Genomic DNA, 14795 nt, shown 5'->3' on the forward strand with positions numbered 1-14795 from the left:
GCCTCTTGTAGAACCCGTTACTACCTTCACGGCAGCCTGTTCCTGATGGACCGTCAGATAGACAGATGGCTGGAGTGAGTTGCCGATGTCGTGTCCAGCGCTTCCCGACGGGTTCGACTTCACCGACCCCGACCTGCTGCAGAGCCGCGTGCCACTGCCGGAGTTCGCCGAGCTGCGCCGGGCCGAACCGGTGCGCTGGATCCCCCAGTCGGGCAATGTCGCCGGCTTCGAGGACGCGGGGTACTGGGCGGTCACCCGGCACGCGGACGTCAAGTACGTCTCCACGCACCCGGAGATCTTCTCCTCGTACCTCAACACGGCGATCATCCGCTTCAACGAGCACATCGAGCGGGACGCGATCGACGCGCAGCGCCTGATCCTGCTCAACATGGATCCGCCGGAGCACACCCGGGTCCGGGGCATCGTGCAGCGGGTGTTCACCCCGCGCGCGATCCGGGCGCTGGAGGAACGGCTGCGCGCCCGGGCCGCGAGCATCGTCGCCGAGGCCCGCGCCCGCTCCGGCTCCTTCGACTTCGTCACCCAGGTCGCCTGCGAACTGCCCCTCCAGGCCATCGCCGAGCTGATCGGGATCCCCCAGGACGACCGGGCGAAGATCTTCGACTGGTCCAACAAGATGATCTCGTACGACGATCCGGAGTACGCGATCACCGAGGAGGTCGGGCAGGAGTCGGCGATGGAGCTCATCGCGTTCGCGATGAACATGGCGGCCGACCGCAAACAGTGCCCGGCGAAGGACATCGTGACGACCCTGGTCGCGGCGGAGGACGAAGGCAACCTGAACTCCGACGAGTTCGGCTTCTTCGTGCTGATGCTGGCGGTCGCGGGCAACGAGACGACCCGCAACGCCATCACCCACGGCATGCACGCGTTCCTGACCCACCCGGAGCAGTGGGAGCTGTACAAGCGCGAACGCCCCTCGACCGCCGCCGAGGAGATCGTCCGCTGGGCGGCCCCGGTCAACGCGTTCCAGCGCACGGCCACCCAGGACACGGAGTTGGGCGGCAAGCAGATCAAGAAGGGCGACCGCGTGGGCATCTTCTACGCGGCCGCGAACCACGACCCCGAGGTCTTCGAGAACCCCGACACCTTCGACATCACCCGCGACCCCAACCCCCACCTCGGCTTCGGCGGCGGCGGCCCGCACTTCTGCCTCGGCAAGTCCCTGGCCGTCATGGAGATCGACCTGATCTTCAACGCGATAGCCGACGCCATGCCCGACCTCCACCTCACCGGCGACCCCCGCCGCCTCCGCTCGGCCTGGATCAACGGCGTCAAGGAGCTTCAGGTCAGCGTGAGGTGACGTACCCCCGCAGATCTGTCCGATTTCGTGGGCGCTGTGTCCTTTCCCCAGGGTTGACCCTCCCCTGGGGACGGGGACAGCCTGGGAGCCGGACAGCATGACGGGGGTTCTGCTGTGAAGAAGGTGTTGTCACGATTACCGGGCGCGTCCCTCACCCTCGCGCTCCTCCTCGCGCTCCTCCTGCCCACGCCCGCCGGGTCGTTCACCCCGGTGGCCGGCTCGCGGTGCGACAAGTCGGTCCAGCTCGATCCGTGGTTCGAGTCCCCCCTGGGGCGCAGGGCGTACGTGGCCAGGGCCGCTCGGCACCTCCAGTCGCCCGCCGACGTGGGACGGAACCTGGCCACCGGCTACGTGGACATCACGGGTCTGGACGGTCTGGTCACGGACGGTCTGGAGGTCTTCGACGTCGACGAGCTCCTGCGGACCGATCCCGATCTGTACCGTCAGCTCTGTCTCGACGAGCGTCCGGACATCAAGCGGTTCGCCGTCATCACACGGACCAACACCATCCGGAAGAACCACTCCGAGATTCGCCTGCTGGAAGAGCTGCGCTACCTCGGCGTGACGGACCCCGACCGGCTCTTCGCCGTCTACACCGACCGCTCCCCCTGCCCGAAGTGCCGTGTGGAGGTGCCGAAGGGCGCGCGGGTGTACTACGCGGTCGAGCACAGGGCGAAGAACTACACGTCCGACCTGGCGAACCGGCTCGGCGAGGCGAGCAACGCCACGAAGGGGGACACGGCCTTCGAGGAGGACGTGGCGCAGGAAAAGGAACGGCTGGAACGACGCCGCCCGGTGGTCGCCGAACGCAAGCGGCAGGCGGCCAGGGAGACGAGCGACGTCTTCCGGGCCCGCTCCCAGGGCGGCACGTGCAGCCTGGGCCTCGGCCCCGCCACCCCGGCCCGCCACCGCACCACCCTCATCGCCGCCCTCACCTCCACCTCCACCTCCACCCGCCACCACACCACCGCCACCTCCGCCCTCGCCGCCTCCCTCCGCTCCGACTGCGCTCCGGACGACGCCCCCGCCGTCACCGACAACGGGCTTGTCCGGGCGCTCGCGGAACCCGTCGAGGAGGCGCCCGGCGGTATCGACCTCTCCTCGCTCGAACTGCGGTATCTCGCCGACCCCGGCGACGGCAGCGGCCTCCGCTACTCCTTCCAGGCCCCCACCTCCCCCGCCGGCGGCACCGGCCCGGACGCCGGCGTCTACGCGGCCCGTCTCACCTCGGACGCCTTCTTCACCTGGCTGGAGCTGGCCCCCTCGGCCCACTGGGTCAACCTCAACCCCAGCGAACCGGACCGCATCACCGACGCCCGGCTCGGCCGCACCGACGCCGGCCGCGTGCTCCTGGAGGCCGACCTCCAGCTCAAGCGGGACACCGGCACCCTCCTGCACCCCGACACTCCGACCGGCCGCGCCTTCTGGAACGACCTGCGCGGCGGCTGCGCCCTGACCCGGGTCTGGATCGTGCCCGCGCCCGCACGCGTCCGCACCGACGGCGACGAGCTCTACATCCTCGACGCGCCCTTGGACGTACGGATGGAGTCCGTGTACCGCTCCGACGTACCCACGGCGTTCCCCCGCTCCTGTCCGCAGGCCGACGAGGCCACCGAGAGCCACAACGAGCGGCTCTTCCGGGACCTGGTGCTGCCCCGGCTGAAGAAGAACGTCAACACGGCTACGCAGTACGCCGATCTGCGCCGCGTGTACCTCGCCCGGGTGGCCGCCGAGTGGTACCGCGACCTGAGCCGGTCCCGGGACACCGCGTACGGCGACCTGGTGGACGGGCACGACGTCGGACCCTGGGAGACGAGGACCGACTGGCGGCCCAGGGACACCTTCGACGCGTACGTCGAGTCGGCCACGGACGGCGAGTTCGACATCGAGCGCCACGAGACCCGGGACGGGGTGGTCTACCGCGGCTCGTACTTCTACGGCGGCGTCGACCTCTCGGAGGTCCCGCTGCGGCAGGAGTCGGGCGCGTCGTTCGGGTCGCGGTACGGGAGCCTGGCCGCGGACGTCGGCGCGTCCCTGCGCCGGCCCTCCGCCGACCGCGCCTCCGGCGCCCTGTGGCTCGGCTCGCCCACCCCGCGCGAGGCCGCCGGGGCCGGCCCGACGGACAACGGCCTGTCCGCGGGCGACCTCACGCTCCGGCTGCTGCCGGTACTCCTCGTCCCACTCGCCGCCCTGCTGCTGTGGCGCCGCCACCGACACCCGGCCGGCGCGAGCCCGTCGCACCCTGCCTCCGCAAGCCCGTCGCACCCGGCCTCCCCGAATCCGCCCAGCCAGGCCACCGCAAGCCCCCTCCGCCGAGCCGCCACGGGCCCGCCCCGCCGGGCCACCGCAAGCCCGCTGCGCCGGGCGGCCACCCGCGCCCGGCCCCGTTCCCAGGGAGACACCCATGTCGTCCGACCCGAACGAGACCGACCCGACGCCTGAGTCCCCGGCCGGCACGGGACCACCACCACCGTCCCCGCCCGGCACGGGACCACCACCGCCCCCGCCACCGCCCGCACCCCCCGCCCCCGGCTACCCCCACGGCTACCCGACCGAGCCGGAGGAGAGCCAACCACGCCCGTACGTACGGCTCATGGCCGCCGTCGGCGGGGTCGGAGCCGTGGCCCTCGTGGTCGCCGCTGTCCTCGGCGCCACCACGGAACCGGCGGTCCCGCAGACCGACATGCCGCCGCCCGCGTCGCTCATCCCGACGGAACTCCTCCCCTCCGGTGGCACCGGCGTCCCGCTGCCCAGCGGCTACCCGAGCGACTGGCTGACGGGCGTACCGACCGAGTGGCCCACCTCCTGGCCCACCGGCGGCCCGAACCTGCCGAGCCCGACCTTCTCCTTCCCGTCCCTGCCCGAGCTGCCGACGGACTACCGGGACCTGCCCAGCGACTGGCCGAGCCTGGACCTTCCGCAGGACGGAGACACCCGATGACCCGGCCCGTCCCACCGCCCCCGTCACGGCCGCCCGCCCGCGTGCCCCGGCACGGTCTGCCGAGCGCGATCGTGGTGGCGCTCGGCCTGTCGGTGGCCTTCGGTGTCGGACAGGTCCTCTACTGGTGCGAGCCCGGCATCACCTCGCCCACGAGCCTGATGACGGTCTGGCTGAAACCCCTGGCGGGCGTCTTCGTCCTGACCCGGACCCTGCTGCTCGTCGGCTGGGGCGTCGCGGCGGTGCTGGCCCTGCTGCTCCTGCGGCACCGGAGCACGCCCCCGGTGGACGCCGGAACGGTACGCGGACACCAGTACGGCATCCTGGCGGCCCTGTTGCTGCCGTTCACGACCATGGCCCTGCACCTGCTGGGCCGGAGCCTGCCCACGCTGCTGCTCTGCCTGCCCACCACGGCGGCCGCGCTGTTCCTCCTGCACCGCGCGCAGCTGTTCCGCCGGATGCCCGGACGGCTGCTGCTGACCGCGTTCGGCGCGGGCGCGCTGGTCGCGGGCGGATTCGGCGTGACCATGATCGTCTGGTCCTGGTGGTACCTCCCCGGCTATCTGCTCGACTGGTCGAGGCCCCGGGACACCGCCCGCTTGTTCTTCTCCGTCGGCAGCCTCGACAGCGCCCTCGTCACCGAACTGGGCAAGGCCGCCGTCGTCGCGATCCTCTACCTCCTGTGCCGGCGCCACATCGACGGTGTGGTGTCCGGGGTGATCCTCGGCGCGGCCGTGGGCCTCGGCTTCAACCTCACGGAGACCGTCTCCTACATGAGCGACTACCCGGGCGCCCTCGGCAGCAACGGCCCCCCGGCCCAGCCGTCCGTGGAGTTCTGGACCCGGCAGGTGGTCGGGCTGATGGCCGTGCACGTGGCGTTCACCGCGCTGGTGGGTGCCGGTTTCGGTGCGGCCCGCCGGCTGCCGGACCGCCGGGACCGGGCGCAGGTGGTGACCGCGGGGGTACTGGCCGCGCTGGGCGGGCACTTCGAGACGGACATCGTGCTGGGGCAGCTCGCCAAGGAGCGGGACACGTGGTTCTCCGGCGGCGACACACTCGGTCTGCTGCTGGGAGTGCCGCTGATGACGGCCGTCACCTCGGGGGTCTTCGTCGCCCTGTACGCGCTGATCCTCCGCCGTGGCCTGCGGGCCCAGGAACGGGGGCTGCGCCGGACGCTGCGCGAGGAGGCCGACTCCGGGGCCGGTGCCGTCACCGGTCCGGAGATCCCGCTGCTGCTCTCGCCGCGGCGCAGGCTGCTGCTCGAACTGCGGGTGTGGCGCAGGGACGGTGTGGCGGGGGTGCGCCTGCTCACCCGGCTGCACCAGGCACAGCTGGACCTCGCCACGCAGCGCCTGTACCGCGACGGTCCGGGCGCCGACATCCTCGTACCGCCGGAACAACCGCTGCGCGACCGGGTACTGGCGCTGAAGGGAGCCCCCATGGCCTCGGACCGGACGACCCTCCCGGCAGGAGGAGCGCCGTCATGACCGGCACACGAACACTACGGCTGCCCGCCGCCGGCGCACGTGCGCTACGGCTGCTCGCGCCGGCCGCCGCCGTCGTCCTCCTGGTCCTGGGCGACCCCGCGCCGGCCGCCGCGCAGTGTGCGCCGCCCGCCTACCACGGCGACCTGCCCGGTGCGGCGGGGAGCTGTCCGCAGGGGACCGCGGGCGGTGCCTCGGCGCTCGTCTGGGCGGTGGTCGTCCTCGCCGCCGGGCTGTGGCTCGCCCGCGCAGTCTCACGGTCCCGGGCCGCTACGGACGCGGACCTCGCGACGACGGACGCGGTGTTCGCCGAGCACGCGCCCGACGAGTCGCCGTGATCACTCCGCGCGTACGCCGTGCTGCCGGGTGCCGTTCTTCACCGGAGCACGGTCCTCGTCGGCCTCGGCCACGGCGGTCACCGTCCGAGCCCGCGGCCCCTGGAAGACGTACGACAGCCCGAACCCGGCCCCCACGACCACCGCACCGCCGACCGCGTCCAGCACCCAATGGTTCCCGGTCGCGACGATCGCGGAGACCGTGAAGAACGGGTGCAGCAGGCCCAGCGCCTTCATCCACCACTTCGGGGCGATGACCGCGATCACCACCCCGCACCACAGCGACCACCCGAAGTGCAGGGACGGCATCGCCGCGTACTGGTTCGTCAGCGCTGTCAGCGTGCCGTAGTCCGGCTTGGAGAAGTCCTGGACGCCGTGGACCGTGTCGATGATCCCCAGCGAAGGCATCAGGCGCGGCGGGGCGAGCGGGTAGAGCCAGAAGCCGACCAGGGCGAGGAGGGTCGCGAACCCGAGCGACGCGCGGGCCCAGCGGTAGTCCACAGGCCGGCGCCAGTACAGGACGGCGAGCACGCTCAGCGGCACCACGAAGTGGAACGACTCGTAGTAGAAGTCGAAGAAGTTCCGCAGCCAGTCGACGCCGACCACCCAGTGGTTGACGGTGTGCTCGATGTCGATGTGCAGCCACCGCTCCAGGTCGAGGACCTGGTGGCCGTGCTGCTCGGCGGTGGCCCGCCCCCCGGAGTTCGTGCCGCCGGTGGCCGCGAGCCGGACCTGCTGGTAGGCCGCGTAGGTCACACGGATCAGCAGCAGCTCAAGCAGCAGGTTCGGCCGGGTCAGCACCCGCCGCAGGAACGGCAGCAGCGGTACGTGCCTCAGGCGGGCCGGCACGGGAGCGGCGTACTCGGTCGGGATCGGCGTGCGGTAGTACGGCGAGGTGCGCGACAGGAAGGGGATCACGGTCGCGGCGGCGAGGGCCGCGAGCAGCACCACGTTGTCCCGCAGGGTGTACAGCGCGGAGATGTGCGGGAGCATCATCTTCGCCGGCAGGGTCATCACGAGGATGACGGCGACCGGCCACACGTACCGGTCGGAGGCCCGCTTGCCGACCCGTCCGACGACCGCGAGCAGCACCCACAGCAGCTGGTGCTGCCAGGTCGTCGGCGACACGGCGATCGCCGCGCACCCGGTGAGCGCGACGGCGAGCAGCAGCTGCCCGTCGCGCGCGTACCCGACGGCCCGCCGTACGCCCACGAAGGCCACCAGCGCGCCCAGCACCAGGAAGAGCGCGATCTCCAGCGGCCCGTTCAGGCCGAGCCGCAGCAGCAGCCCGTGCAGGGACTGGTTGGCGAGGTCGTTCGCCGGGCCGCCGAGCCCGGTGCCCGCGATGTGGTGGACCCAGTAGGTGTACGAGTCGTGCGGCAGCGCGGCCCAGGCCAGCGCCGTGCTCGCGGCGAAGGTCAGCCCCGCGGTCAGGGCGGCCCGGCGCCGGCCGGTGAACCAGAGCAGGGGCGCGAAGAGCAGGACCGTCGGCTGGAGGGCGGCGGCGAGGCCGATCAGCACCCCGCTGAGGCGCTCGCCGCGGACGGTGAAGCAGGCGACCAGCACCAGCAGGACGGGGATGATGCTGGTCTGGCCGAGCCAGAGGGTGTTGCGCACCGGCAGCGACAGCATCAGCAGGCTGATGGCGACCGGCGCGGCGAGCAGGGAGGTGCGGCGGCCGACCGGCTGGGGCAGGGCGCGGGCGACGATCAGGCCGAGGGCGACGACGAGCAGCAGGGTGCCGAAGGTCCAGCCCCAGCCGAGGGCCTGTTCCGCGGCCCGGGTGAGCGGCTTGAGGACCAGTCCCCCGAACGGGGTGCCGGTGAACTGCGTCGAGTCGTACAGGGAGCCCTTCACATGCAGGACGCCGTCCGGTCCGACCCAGGTCTCCAGGTCCGTCAGCCGCTCGCCTCTGGGGGTGCCGAGGACGACGGCGACCTGTCTCGCGGCCAGGACGGCGGCCACCAGCCACAGGGCCAGCCGGGCCGCGCGAAGCCGCGCCTGCATCTCCACCGGTTGCCCACCGGGCTCCGCATTCGCCACGCCTCGTCGGCCTCCCGTCCGTTCGTGTCACGCGTCCTGGGGAGAAGACGCGGGCAACGCAGGTTTCACCTGACGTCCGCCCTCTTTTGTCCGAATGACGGTAGTCCACCCCCGGGGGTGTCGCGCGCGCGGGGCACGCGGACTAGATTCATTAGCGCTTCTAGTTACCTCATCTAACTAGTCACATGAAAGGCACAGGCGCATGAGCGAGTCGCAGCTCTGGGACGACGTCGACGACTACTTCACCGCCCATCTGACACCCGAGGACGAGGCCCTTCAGGCGGCCGTGCGCGACAGCGAGGCCGCCGGCCTCCCGCACGCCGCCGTCACCGCGCCCCAGGGCAAGCTCCTCCACCTCCTGGCCCGGATCCAGGGCGCCCGCACCGTCCTGGAGCTGGGCACCCTCGGCGGCTACAGCACCATCTGGCTGGCCCGCGCCCTGCCCGCCGACGGCCGCCTGGTCTCCCTTGAGTACAGCCCGGCCCACGCGGAGGTGGCCAACCGCAACATCGCGCGGGCCGGCCTCGACAAGATCGTCGAGGTGCGGGTGGGCGCGGCCCTCGACTCGCTGCCGAAGCTCGCGGCCGAGCACCCGGACCCCTTCGACCTCGTCTTCATCGACGCCGACAAGGGCAACAACCCGCACTACGTCGAGTGGGCCCTCAAGCTCACCCGCCCGGGCAGCCTGATCGTCGTCGACAACGTCGTCCGCGGCGGCCGCGTCGCCGACGACGACTCCACCGCCGACGACGTCCGCGGCACCCGGACCGCCCTCGAACTGATCGGCTCCCACCCCAAGTTGGACGCCACGGCGATCCAGACGGTGGGCGCGAAGGGCTACGACGGCTTCGCGCTGGCCCGGGTACTCAGCTGATGCCCGCTCAGAACTCGTGGTAGAAGCCGACGTTGACGCTGCGAGGGGCGGTGCGGTCGCGGATCACGATCTCGCCGTTGCCGCCCCGCGGCAGCTGCACGGTCCCGCCGTACACGAGCGGCTGCGCGTAGGCGCCGGAGACCAGCTGGACCTCGGAGGAGGGGTCGGGCTGCGAGCCCTGGAGCCAGGTCACCTGCCAGACACCCTCGGGCCCACAGAGGAACTCCAGGTGCACGCGGGAGACGAACAGCCAGTCGTCCGGCGTGGCCAGCCGGCACACGCTCCGATCCCGTCCCACGCGCAGCACGGCACCCGGATCGCTGGGCGCGTCGGCCATCTGCATACCGGCCGTGGCACCCTCCTCCGCCGCGGTGACGACGGCCATGGTGAGTTCGAGCACGTGCGCTCCTCCTGAAACGTCCTTGCGCGGCACCCCGTTGGTCCACCCGCGGCCGCATGATAAATCGCCCGACGCGGCGGTGTCCGGTGCAAGGCACTCCTGACCGGCCTGTTCGCCCACTACGGCGACAACAGACCGGTCAGGTACGGCGCGCGTACGTCAGATGTGCAACAGCCGCTCCGCCAGCTCACGGTAGTCCCGCAGCGCGAGCCGGAGTTGCTCGGTGTCGCCGTCGGAGACACCGGACTTCCCGGCACCACCGTCCCCCTGCCAGGAGGTCCGCAGCGTACGCCGACGCTCCTTCACGGCCTCGGTGAACCGCGCGGCGGCCTCCTCCAGCACATGATCGGCCTCTTCTACGGCCGTCCGCGGACCGTCGACGAATCCGGCGACGGCATGCTGGAGCCGGGTGGTGAGCTTGTCGCACTCGTCGCCCGGCAGGAGCCGGACCCCATGCGAGGGGCTGCCGGTGGTGCTCCGGGCATCCCGCCCACGCACGGTCTCACCACCGACCCCGGCGGGGCTCTCGTGCCCGGCGACGGTCACGCCGTGCCGGGTGCCGGTGCCCTTGTCGGTGCTTGGCGCGCTGTCCGTGGTCCCCTCGGTGGGCGTGACCGTACGCCCGAGAGCCGTCCGGTCCCCCGCGTCCTTGCGCTCGCGTTCACGCTCGACGTCCGCCATACCCCTCAACTCCCCTTCGCCTGCCGCTTGGTGAACGCCCATGGCGCGTGCCCGTGCTGTTTCTGGGGCGCACTCGTGTCCTGCGTACGGGACCGTTCCTCGCGATGCCCCTCGCGGTGCCCGGAGCCCGACCCGATGAGGTCGTCGAAGAGGGCCCGGGCCTCGACCATGGCCTCCCGCATCTCCTCCGTGTTGGCCCGTGCGTCGCCGTCGAGACCGGCCCCCACGCCGGCCCGCGCCGCACGGTGCACCCGCCGGTAGCCGTGCACGCGGTGCGCGTGGTGCACGGACAGGGCGGCGAACTGCTCGTCGTACTGGTCGCCCGCCGGGAAACCCCGGGCCTCGGCCAGGTCGGCGAGCAGCCGGTCCGCCTCCGCCACGGCCTCCCGGGGCGAGTCGACGAACCGTTCCTGGGCCGCCGTCCAGCGAGCCTCGAACTGCTGTAGCTGCGCGGGCTCCAAAGAGTGCTCGCGCAGGGATCCGTGCCGCTCCACGCGCTCGGTGAGCTCGCGTTCGGCGGCCTTGTCGTCCCCGTCGTGCCGGGCCACCGCCCGGTCGTACTCGGGCCCGAAGCGCCGCTTCAGGCTCCGCCCACGCTGCGGGCCACGGGCACGCAGGGACAGGACGGCCGCCACAACGAGGACGGCCACCACGATCAGGATCAAAGCGATGATCAGGCCTGTTGACATAAATCCCGGGTTGCCCCGAACCCCACCTTCAAACCGCCTCCGCACAACGACCACATACCGACAGCACGGCTGTATTGCGGGTGCGGCCCGGTGGGGGCTGGTCGCGCAGTTCCCCGCGTCCCTAAAAAGAGCTCACCTGGACGCCAGTTGTTTTGTGTGGCCGCGTACGGCGGTGAGGGGACGGGGGCGGGGGGTGTCCGCCCGCAGCGGCCGGCGTCCGTTACCCAGTACTTCTCAATCGACAGCACCGCCGGACCGAGGACGGATACCCCCCGCCCCCGGCCCCGACCCACCACCGAACCGTAGGCGCATCTTTAGGGGCGCGGGGAACTGCGCAAAACGCCCGCCCCCACCGAACCCGCACACTTATGCCCCGCTAAGCCCCTTTGGAAGCTGTTATTCCGGGGGCTTCCCACACACACCTGTGAACGCGTTCTGCATAATCTCTGGGGTTTGTGAGGGGAGGGACGAACACATGGCGGAGTCGAACGGCCACCGGTGCCCGGAGTGCGGAGCGCCCAGAGGACTCGACAACACCCCGTCCTGCGCGTGCAACCAGCGCGCATCGGACGCGCTGCGCGAAACACGCGAGGCAGAGGCGGCCGCAGCGGAGGACTTCGATCCGCTGCGCATCCGGCCGTACGTGGAGCTGGACGGCGCGCAGCCGACCGGGGACGAGACCACACCCCTCCCCAGAGTCCCGCAGCCTCCCGCGGCCGAGGAGACGATGCGGATACGGGCCGTACCCGCACCCAGCACCACCGACCTGAACCTGTCCGCACCGGACGCGGACGACAGAACCGACACCGACACCGAGCCCCGCTCGCGAACCCGCCGCCGCACCGTCCTCCTCGGCGCCGCCGCAGCCGTCGTCACCGTGGTCGCCGCCGCCGGGCTCGCCAGCGGCCTGTTCTCCTACGAGACCCCGTCACGGGACACGGCGGCCCCCCAGGACGTACGCCCGGCCGTCCCGGACACGTCCACGAACGCCCCGTCGGCCTCCGCCTCCCCGACGCCGGAGTCCGCACACCCGACGTCCGAGGCGCCCTCACCCTCCGCCGACAAGAGCCCCCCGTCCTCCCCGTCACCCTCGGCAAAGCCGTCCAGCGCATCGGCGAGCGCGTCCCGCCCGGCGGCGGACCCGTCACCCAGCGTGCCGGACAAGGCCGCGGACGCGGCCCAGGAGTCCTCCCAGGACGCGAGCGAGACGGCCCCGCCGGTGCTGAGCCGCGGCGACAAGGGCACGGAGGTCGCCGAACTCCAGGCCCGGCTGCACCAGTTGTACCTGTACAACGACACGATCAACGGCGTCTTCACGACCCAGGTCGAGGACGCGCTGCGCAACTACCAGTGGTCACGAGGGGTCAGCACGGACAACCTCGGCGTGTACGACGCGGCGACCCGCGCGAGGCTCGAGTCGGAGACGACGGAACCGTAGAGGCCGGAGGAGCCGCAGCCCGCCGTAGAGCGGCAGACGTCGAACCGCAGACGCCGCAGAACCGCAGCCTCGCAGACCCGCAGACCCGCAGACACCGTAAAACCGCAGAAGTCGTAGACCCACAAAGAGCCCCTACCCCACCCGGAGCAGAATCGCCCCGCCCCCCGCCGCCTCCACCCGCACCCGCGTCAGATCCGGCACCACCACGTCCGGCCCGTGCGCCGCGGCCCGCGGTCCGATCCCCACGACCCGCATCCCGGCCGCCCGCCCCGCCGCGATCCCCGCGCCGGAGTCCTCGAAGACCACGCAGTCCGCGGGGTCGACGCCCAGTTCCGCGGCGCCCTTGAGGAAGCCCTCCGGGTCCGGCTTGCTCGCGCCGACGGACTCCGCGGTGACCCGCACATCGGGCAGCGGGAGCCCCGCCGCGGCCATCCGGGCCGTGGAGAGGGGCACGTCGGCGGAGGTCACCAGGGCGTGCGGCAGCCCCCGCAGCGACGCGAGGAACTCCGCCGCGCCCGGTACCGGCACGACGCCGTCCATGTCGGCGGTCTCCTCGGCGAGCATGCGCGCGTTGTCCGCGTGGTTCCGCTCCACGGGCCGGTCGGGCAGCAGCAGGGCCATCGAGGCGTGCCCCTGGCGGCCGTGCACGACCTTCATCACCTCGTCGCCGTCCAGTCCGTGCCGGTCGGCCCAGCGGCGCCAGATCCGCTCGACGACGGCGTCGGAGTTGACGAGGGTGCCGTCCATGTCGAGCAGGAGGGCGCGGGCGGTGAGCACGGTCGGGGCGGCGGCCGTCATCGGCGACTCCAAACTCGTCGGGAAAGACAAGGCGGCCCCGCCCGCCGGTCAGGGAAAACGGGCGGAGGCCACTTTGTTTCTCCACGGTACAAAACCGAGACGGGTTCCCGCCACCTCCCCCGGAAACCGCCGGGAACAGTTCACCGGCCGTTCAGCTCGTCAGGCGACGGCCTCGAACAGGCTCCACACGCCCAACCCGATCATCAGCAGCGCCGCGATCTTGGTGATCAGAGCCAGCGGCACCCGCCTCATCAGGGCCTTTCCGCCGACGATGCCGAGTCCGGCGACCGCCCACAGCGCGAGCACCGCGCCGAGGCCGACGGAGAGCGGGTCGTCGTAACGGGCCGCGAGGTTCGCGGTCATGATCTGGGTCAGATCCCCGAACTCGGCGACCAGGATGAGCATGAACCCGGCCCCGGCGACCTTCCAGAAGGACTGGTTCTCCGGCTTGCGGATCTCCTCGTCGTCCCCGTCCTTCTTCAGCAGCAGCACGGCCGCGCCGCCCAGGAACAGGACGCCGGTGAGGGCCTGCACGATCTGCTGCGGCAGCAGGGTCAGCACGCTGCCCGCCGCGACGGCGAGCGCGACATGCAGGGCGAAGGCGGCGGCGACGCCCGCGAAGACGTAGGAGGCGCGGTAGCGGGTGCCCAGGACGAGGCCGGCGAGCGCGGTCTTGTCGGGCAGTTCGGCCAGGAAGACGACGCCGAACACGACGGCGGTCACGGTGAAGCTGATCAAGGGTCCTCAATCGGTCGGGGCTGCCCCACCGAGAGTGCTGAGCCTTCGCGAAAAGACACCTCGGCGCGGCAGCGCACGGTCGGTGCACTGCTCTGCCGAAGGTCTCGCTGACGGACCCCGAAAGGTCCCGCCTCCGGGCGCCGGCTCAGACGAGCTGAGCAGTATGTCGACGGTCCGGCGAAGAGCTACTCCCCTTCAACACCGTCAATCGTACGTGATCGTTTCGCCGTAAACCTTGTCGTGTCATGTACGCGTCACTAACTTCTTACCGAGCGCACACCTCCCCGCAACACGGAGTCGCGAGCATTCGAACGCCCGCGCTCCAACACCCCCACCCCGCAAGGGAGTTCGCATGCCGAAGTTCTACGCGCGTCGACGGCTCAGCATACTCGGAGCTCTCACCGCCCTCATAGCCTCCGTCGGCGTTCTCAACGGCCCGTCCGCCTCCGCCGCCCTCCCCACCCCGGTCAGCGCGGCCACGGCCCGCACCTACCTCGCCTCGCTCACCGTGGCGACGGAGAACCGCACCGGCTACGACCGGGACCTGTTCCCGACGTGGATCACCATCAGCGGCACCTGCAACACCCGTGAGTACATCCTCAAGCGGGACGGTACGAACGTCGTCACCAACTCCGCCTGCACCGCGACCAGCGGCAGCTGGTACTCCCCCTACGACGGCGCCACCTGGACCGCCGCCTCCGACCTGGACATCGACCACCTGGTCCCGCTCGCCGAGGCCTGGGACTCCGGCGCCAGCGCCTGGACCACCGCCCAGCGCCAGGCCTTCGCCAACGACATCACCCGCCCGCAGCTCATCGCGGTGACGGACAACGTCAACCAGTCCAAGAGCGACCAGGACCCGGCCGAGTGGATGCCGTCGGTCACCTCGTACCGCTGCACCTACGTCCGCGCCTGGGTCCAGGTGAAGTACTACTACGACCTCTCGGTCGACTCGGCCGAGAAGAGCGCGCTGACGAGCTACCTGTCCAGCTGCTGACCACCCTGACCAACTCGTGATCCGCGGAACCTCCCCGTTCCCCTCCGTCGTTCCGTACC

14 protein-coding genes are annotated in these 14795 nt (G+C 71.6%); 8 read left to right on the plus strand and 6 right to left on the minus strand.

The genetic code is table 11. The features are described from left to right. Positions 1 to 85: 85 nt before the first annotated feature. From ABZ896_RS01210 to ABZ896_RS01230, 5 genes are all read left to right on the plus strand, one after another. Positions 86 to 1321, plus strand: coding sequence for a cytochrome P450 (locus ABZ896_RS01210; protein WP_360919913.1), 1236 nt, complete (start codon positions 86 to 88; stop codon positions 1319 to 1321). Between the two features lie 123 nt (positions 1322 to 1444). Next, positions 1445 to 3763, plus strand: a complete 2319-nt coding sequence (locus tag ABZ896_RS01215) for a nucleic acid/nucleotide deaminase domain-containing protein (protein ID WP_360919916.1) — start codon at positions 1445 to 1447, stop codon at positions 3761 to 3763. Next, positions 3726 to 4262 carry a hypothetical protein gene (locus tag ABZ896_RS01220; RefSeq protein WP_360919919.1) on the plus strand — a complete coding sequence of 179 codons (537 nt, stop codon included), beginning with the start codon at positions 3726 to 3728 and terminating at the stop codon, positions 4260 to 4262. The genes ABZ896_RS01215 and ABZ896_RS01220 overlap by 38 nt, the downstream gene beginning before the upstream one ends. Further along, positions 4259 to 5746: a PrsW family glutamic-type intramembrane protease gene (locus tag ABZ896_RS01225; RefSeq protein WP_360919923.1), complete on the plus strand. Its 1488-nt coding sequence runs from the start codon at positions 4259 to 4261 to the stop codon at positions 5744 to 5746. Before ABZ896_RS01220 ends, ABZ896_RS01225 begins: the two co-directional genes overlap by 4 nt. Further along, complete coding sequence (locus tag ABZ896_RS01230) at positions 5743 to 6081, plus strand: hypothetical protein (protein WP_360919926.1); 339 nt, start codon at positions 5743 to 5745, stop codon at positions 6079 to 6081. Before ABZ896_RS01225 ends, ABZ896_RS01230 begins: the two co-directional genes overlap by 4 nt. On the opposite strand, the gene ABZ896_RS01235 is transcribed toward ABZ896_RS01230, so the two are convergent. After that, entirely contained in the window at positions 6082 to 8085 is a 2004-nt protein-coding gene (locus tag ABZ896_RS01235; protein ID WP_360920251.1) for a bifunctional glycosyltransferase 87/phosphatase PAP2 family protein, read from the minus strand. 238 nt (positions 8086 to 8323) lie between these two features. On the opposite strand from ABZ896_RS01235, the gene ABZ896_RS01240 reads away from it, so the two are divergent. Beyond that, positions 8324 to 8995, plus strand: coding sequence for an O-methyltransferase (locus tag ABZ896_RS01240; RefSeq protein WP_360919929.1), 672 nt, complete (start codon positions 8324 to 8326; stop codon positions 8993 to 8995). 7 nt (positions 8996 to 9002) lie between these two features. Here the strand turns inward: ABZ896_RS01240 and ABZ896_RS01245 are convergent, their stop codons facing one another. From ABZ896_RS01245 to ABZ896_RS01255, 3 genes are all read right to left on the minus strand, one after another. Further along, complete coding sequence (locus tag ABZ896_RS01245; protein WP_360919932.1) at positions 9003 to 9395, minus strand: hypothetical protein; 393 nt, start codon at positions 9393 to 9395, stop codon at positions 9003 to 9005. A 159-nt stretch (positions 9396 to 9554) separates the two neighbouring features. Next, a complete protein-coding gene (locus tag ABZ896_RS01250; RefSeq protein ID WP_360919935.1) occupies positions 9555 to 10076 on the minus strand; it encodes a hypothetical protein in 522 nt (173 codons plus the stop codon). A gap of 5 nt (positions 10077 to 10081) precedes the next feature. Then, positions 10082 to 10765, minus strand: coding sequence for a hypothetical protein (locus ABZ896_RS01255; RefSeq protein WP_360919938.1), 684 nt, complete (start codon positions 10763 to 10765; stop codon positions 10082 to 10084). Between the two features lie 475 nt (positions 10766 to 11240). Here ABZ896_RS01255 and ABZ896_RS01260 point away from each other — a divergent pair, with 475 nt between their 5' ends. Next, positions 11241 to 12203 (plus strand): peptidoglycan-binding domain-containing protein, encoded by a 963-nt coding sequence (locus tag ABZ896_RS01260; RefSeq protein ID WP_360919941.1) that lies wholly within the window; start codon positions 11241 to 11243, stop codon positions 12201 to 12203. Positions 12204 to 12335: 132 nt separating this feature from the next. On the opposite strand, the gene ABZ896_RS01265 is transcribed toward ABZ896_RS01260, so the two are convergent. Together ABZ896_RS01265 and ABZ896_RS01270 are read right to left on the minus strand one after the other, a co-directional pair. Continuing rightward, on the minus strand, positions 12336 to 13001 hold the full coding sequence (locus tag ABZ896_RS01265; protein ID WP_360919944.1) for an HAD-IA family hydrolase: 666 nt from the start codon (positions 12999 to 13001) through the stop codon (positions 12336 to 12338). Between the two features lie 159 nt (positions 13002 to 13160). After that, positions 13161 to 13739: a TMEM165/GDT1 family protein gene (locus ABZ896_RS01270; RefSeq protein WP_360919947.1), complete on the minus strand. Its 579-nt coding sequence runs from the start codon at positions 13737 to 13739 to the stop codon at positions 13161 to 13163. A 352-nt stretch (positions 13740 to 14091) separates the two neighbouring features. On the opposite strand from ABZ896_RS01270, the gene ABZ896_RS01275 reads away from it, so the two are divergent. Beyond that, on the plus strand, positions 14092 to 14736 hold the full coding sequence (locus ABZ896_RS01275) for an HNH endonuclease family protein (protein WP_360919950.1): 645 nt from the start codon (positions 14092 to 14094) through the stop codon (positions 14734 to 14736). Positions 14737 to 14795: the final 59 nt, after the last annotated feature.

It is taken from the genome of Streptomyces sp. NPDC047072, assembly GCF_040643855.1.
In the GTDB taxonomy this organism is placed as follows: Bacteria; Actinomycetota; Actinomycetes; order Streptomycetales; family Streptomycetaceae; genus Streptomyces.

Bases quoted from the DNA above. Each gene is read 5' to 3' on its own strand.
- ABZ896_RS01210 (WP_360919913.1), top strand. From the start codon at position 86: ATGTCGTGTCCAGCGCTTCCCGACGGGTTCGACTTCACCGACCCCGAC.
- ABZ896_RS01220 (WP_360919919.1), top strand. From the start codon at position 3,726: ATGTCGTCCGACCCGAACGAGACCGACCCGACGCCTGAGTCCCCGGCC.
- ABZ896_RS01225 (WP_360919923.1), top strand. From the start codon at position 4,259: ATGACCCGGCCCGTCCCACCGCCCCCGTCACGGCCGCCCGCCCGCGTG.
- ABZ896_RS01230 (WP_360919926.1), top strand. From the start codon at position 5,743: ATGACCGGCACACGAACACTACGGCTGCCCGCCGCCGGCGCACGTGCG.
- ABZ896_RS01235 (WP_360920251.1), bottom strand. From the start codon at position 8,085: ATGCAGGCGCGGCTTCGCGCGGCCCGGCTGGCCCTGTGGCTGGTGGCC.
- ABZ896_RS01240 (WP_360919929.1), top strand. From the start codon at position 8,324: ATGAGCGAGTCGCAGCTCTGGGACGACGTCGACGACTACTTCACCGCC.
- ABZ896_RS01250 (WP_360919935.1), bottom strand. From the start codon at position 10,076: ATGGCGGACGTCGAGCGTGAACGCGAGCGCAAGGACGCGGGGGACCGG.
- ABZ896_RS01255 (WP_360919938.1), bottom strand. From the start codon at position 10,765: ATGTCAACAGGCCTGATCATCGCTTTGATCCTGATCGTGGTGGCCGTC.
- ABZ896_RS01260 (WP_360919941.1), top strand. From the start codon at position 11,241: ATGGCGGAGTCGAACGGCCACCGGTGCCCGGAGTGCGGAGCGCCCAGA.
- ABZ896_RS01265 (WP_360919944.1), bottom strand. From the start codon at position 13,001: ATGACGGCCGCCGCCCCGACCGTGCTCACCGCCCGCGCCCTCCTGCTC.
- ABZ896_RS01275 (WP_360919950.1), top strand. From the start codon at position 14,092: ATGCCGAAGTTCTACGCGCGTCGACGGCTCAGCATACTCGGAGCTCTC.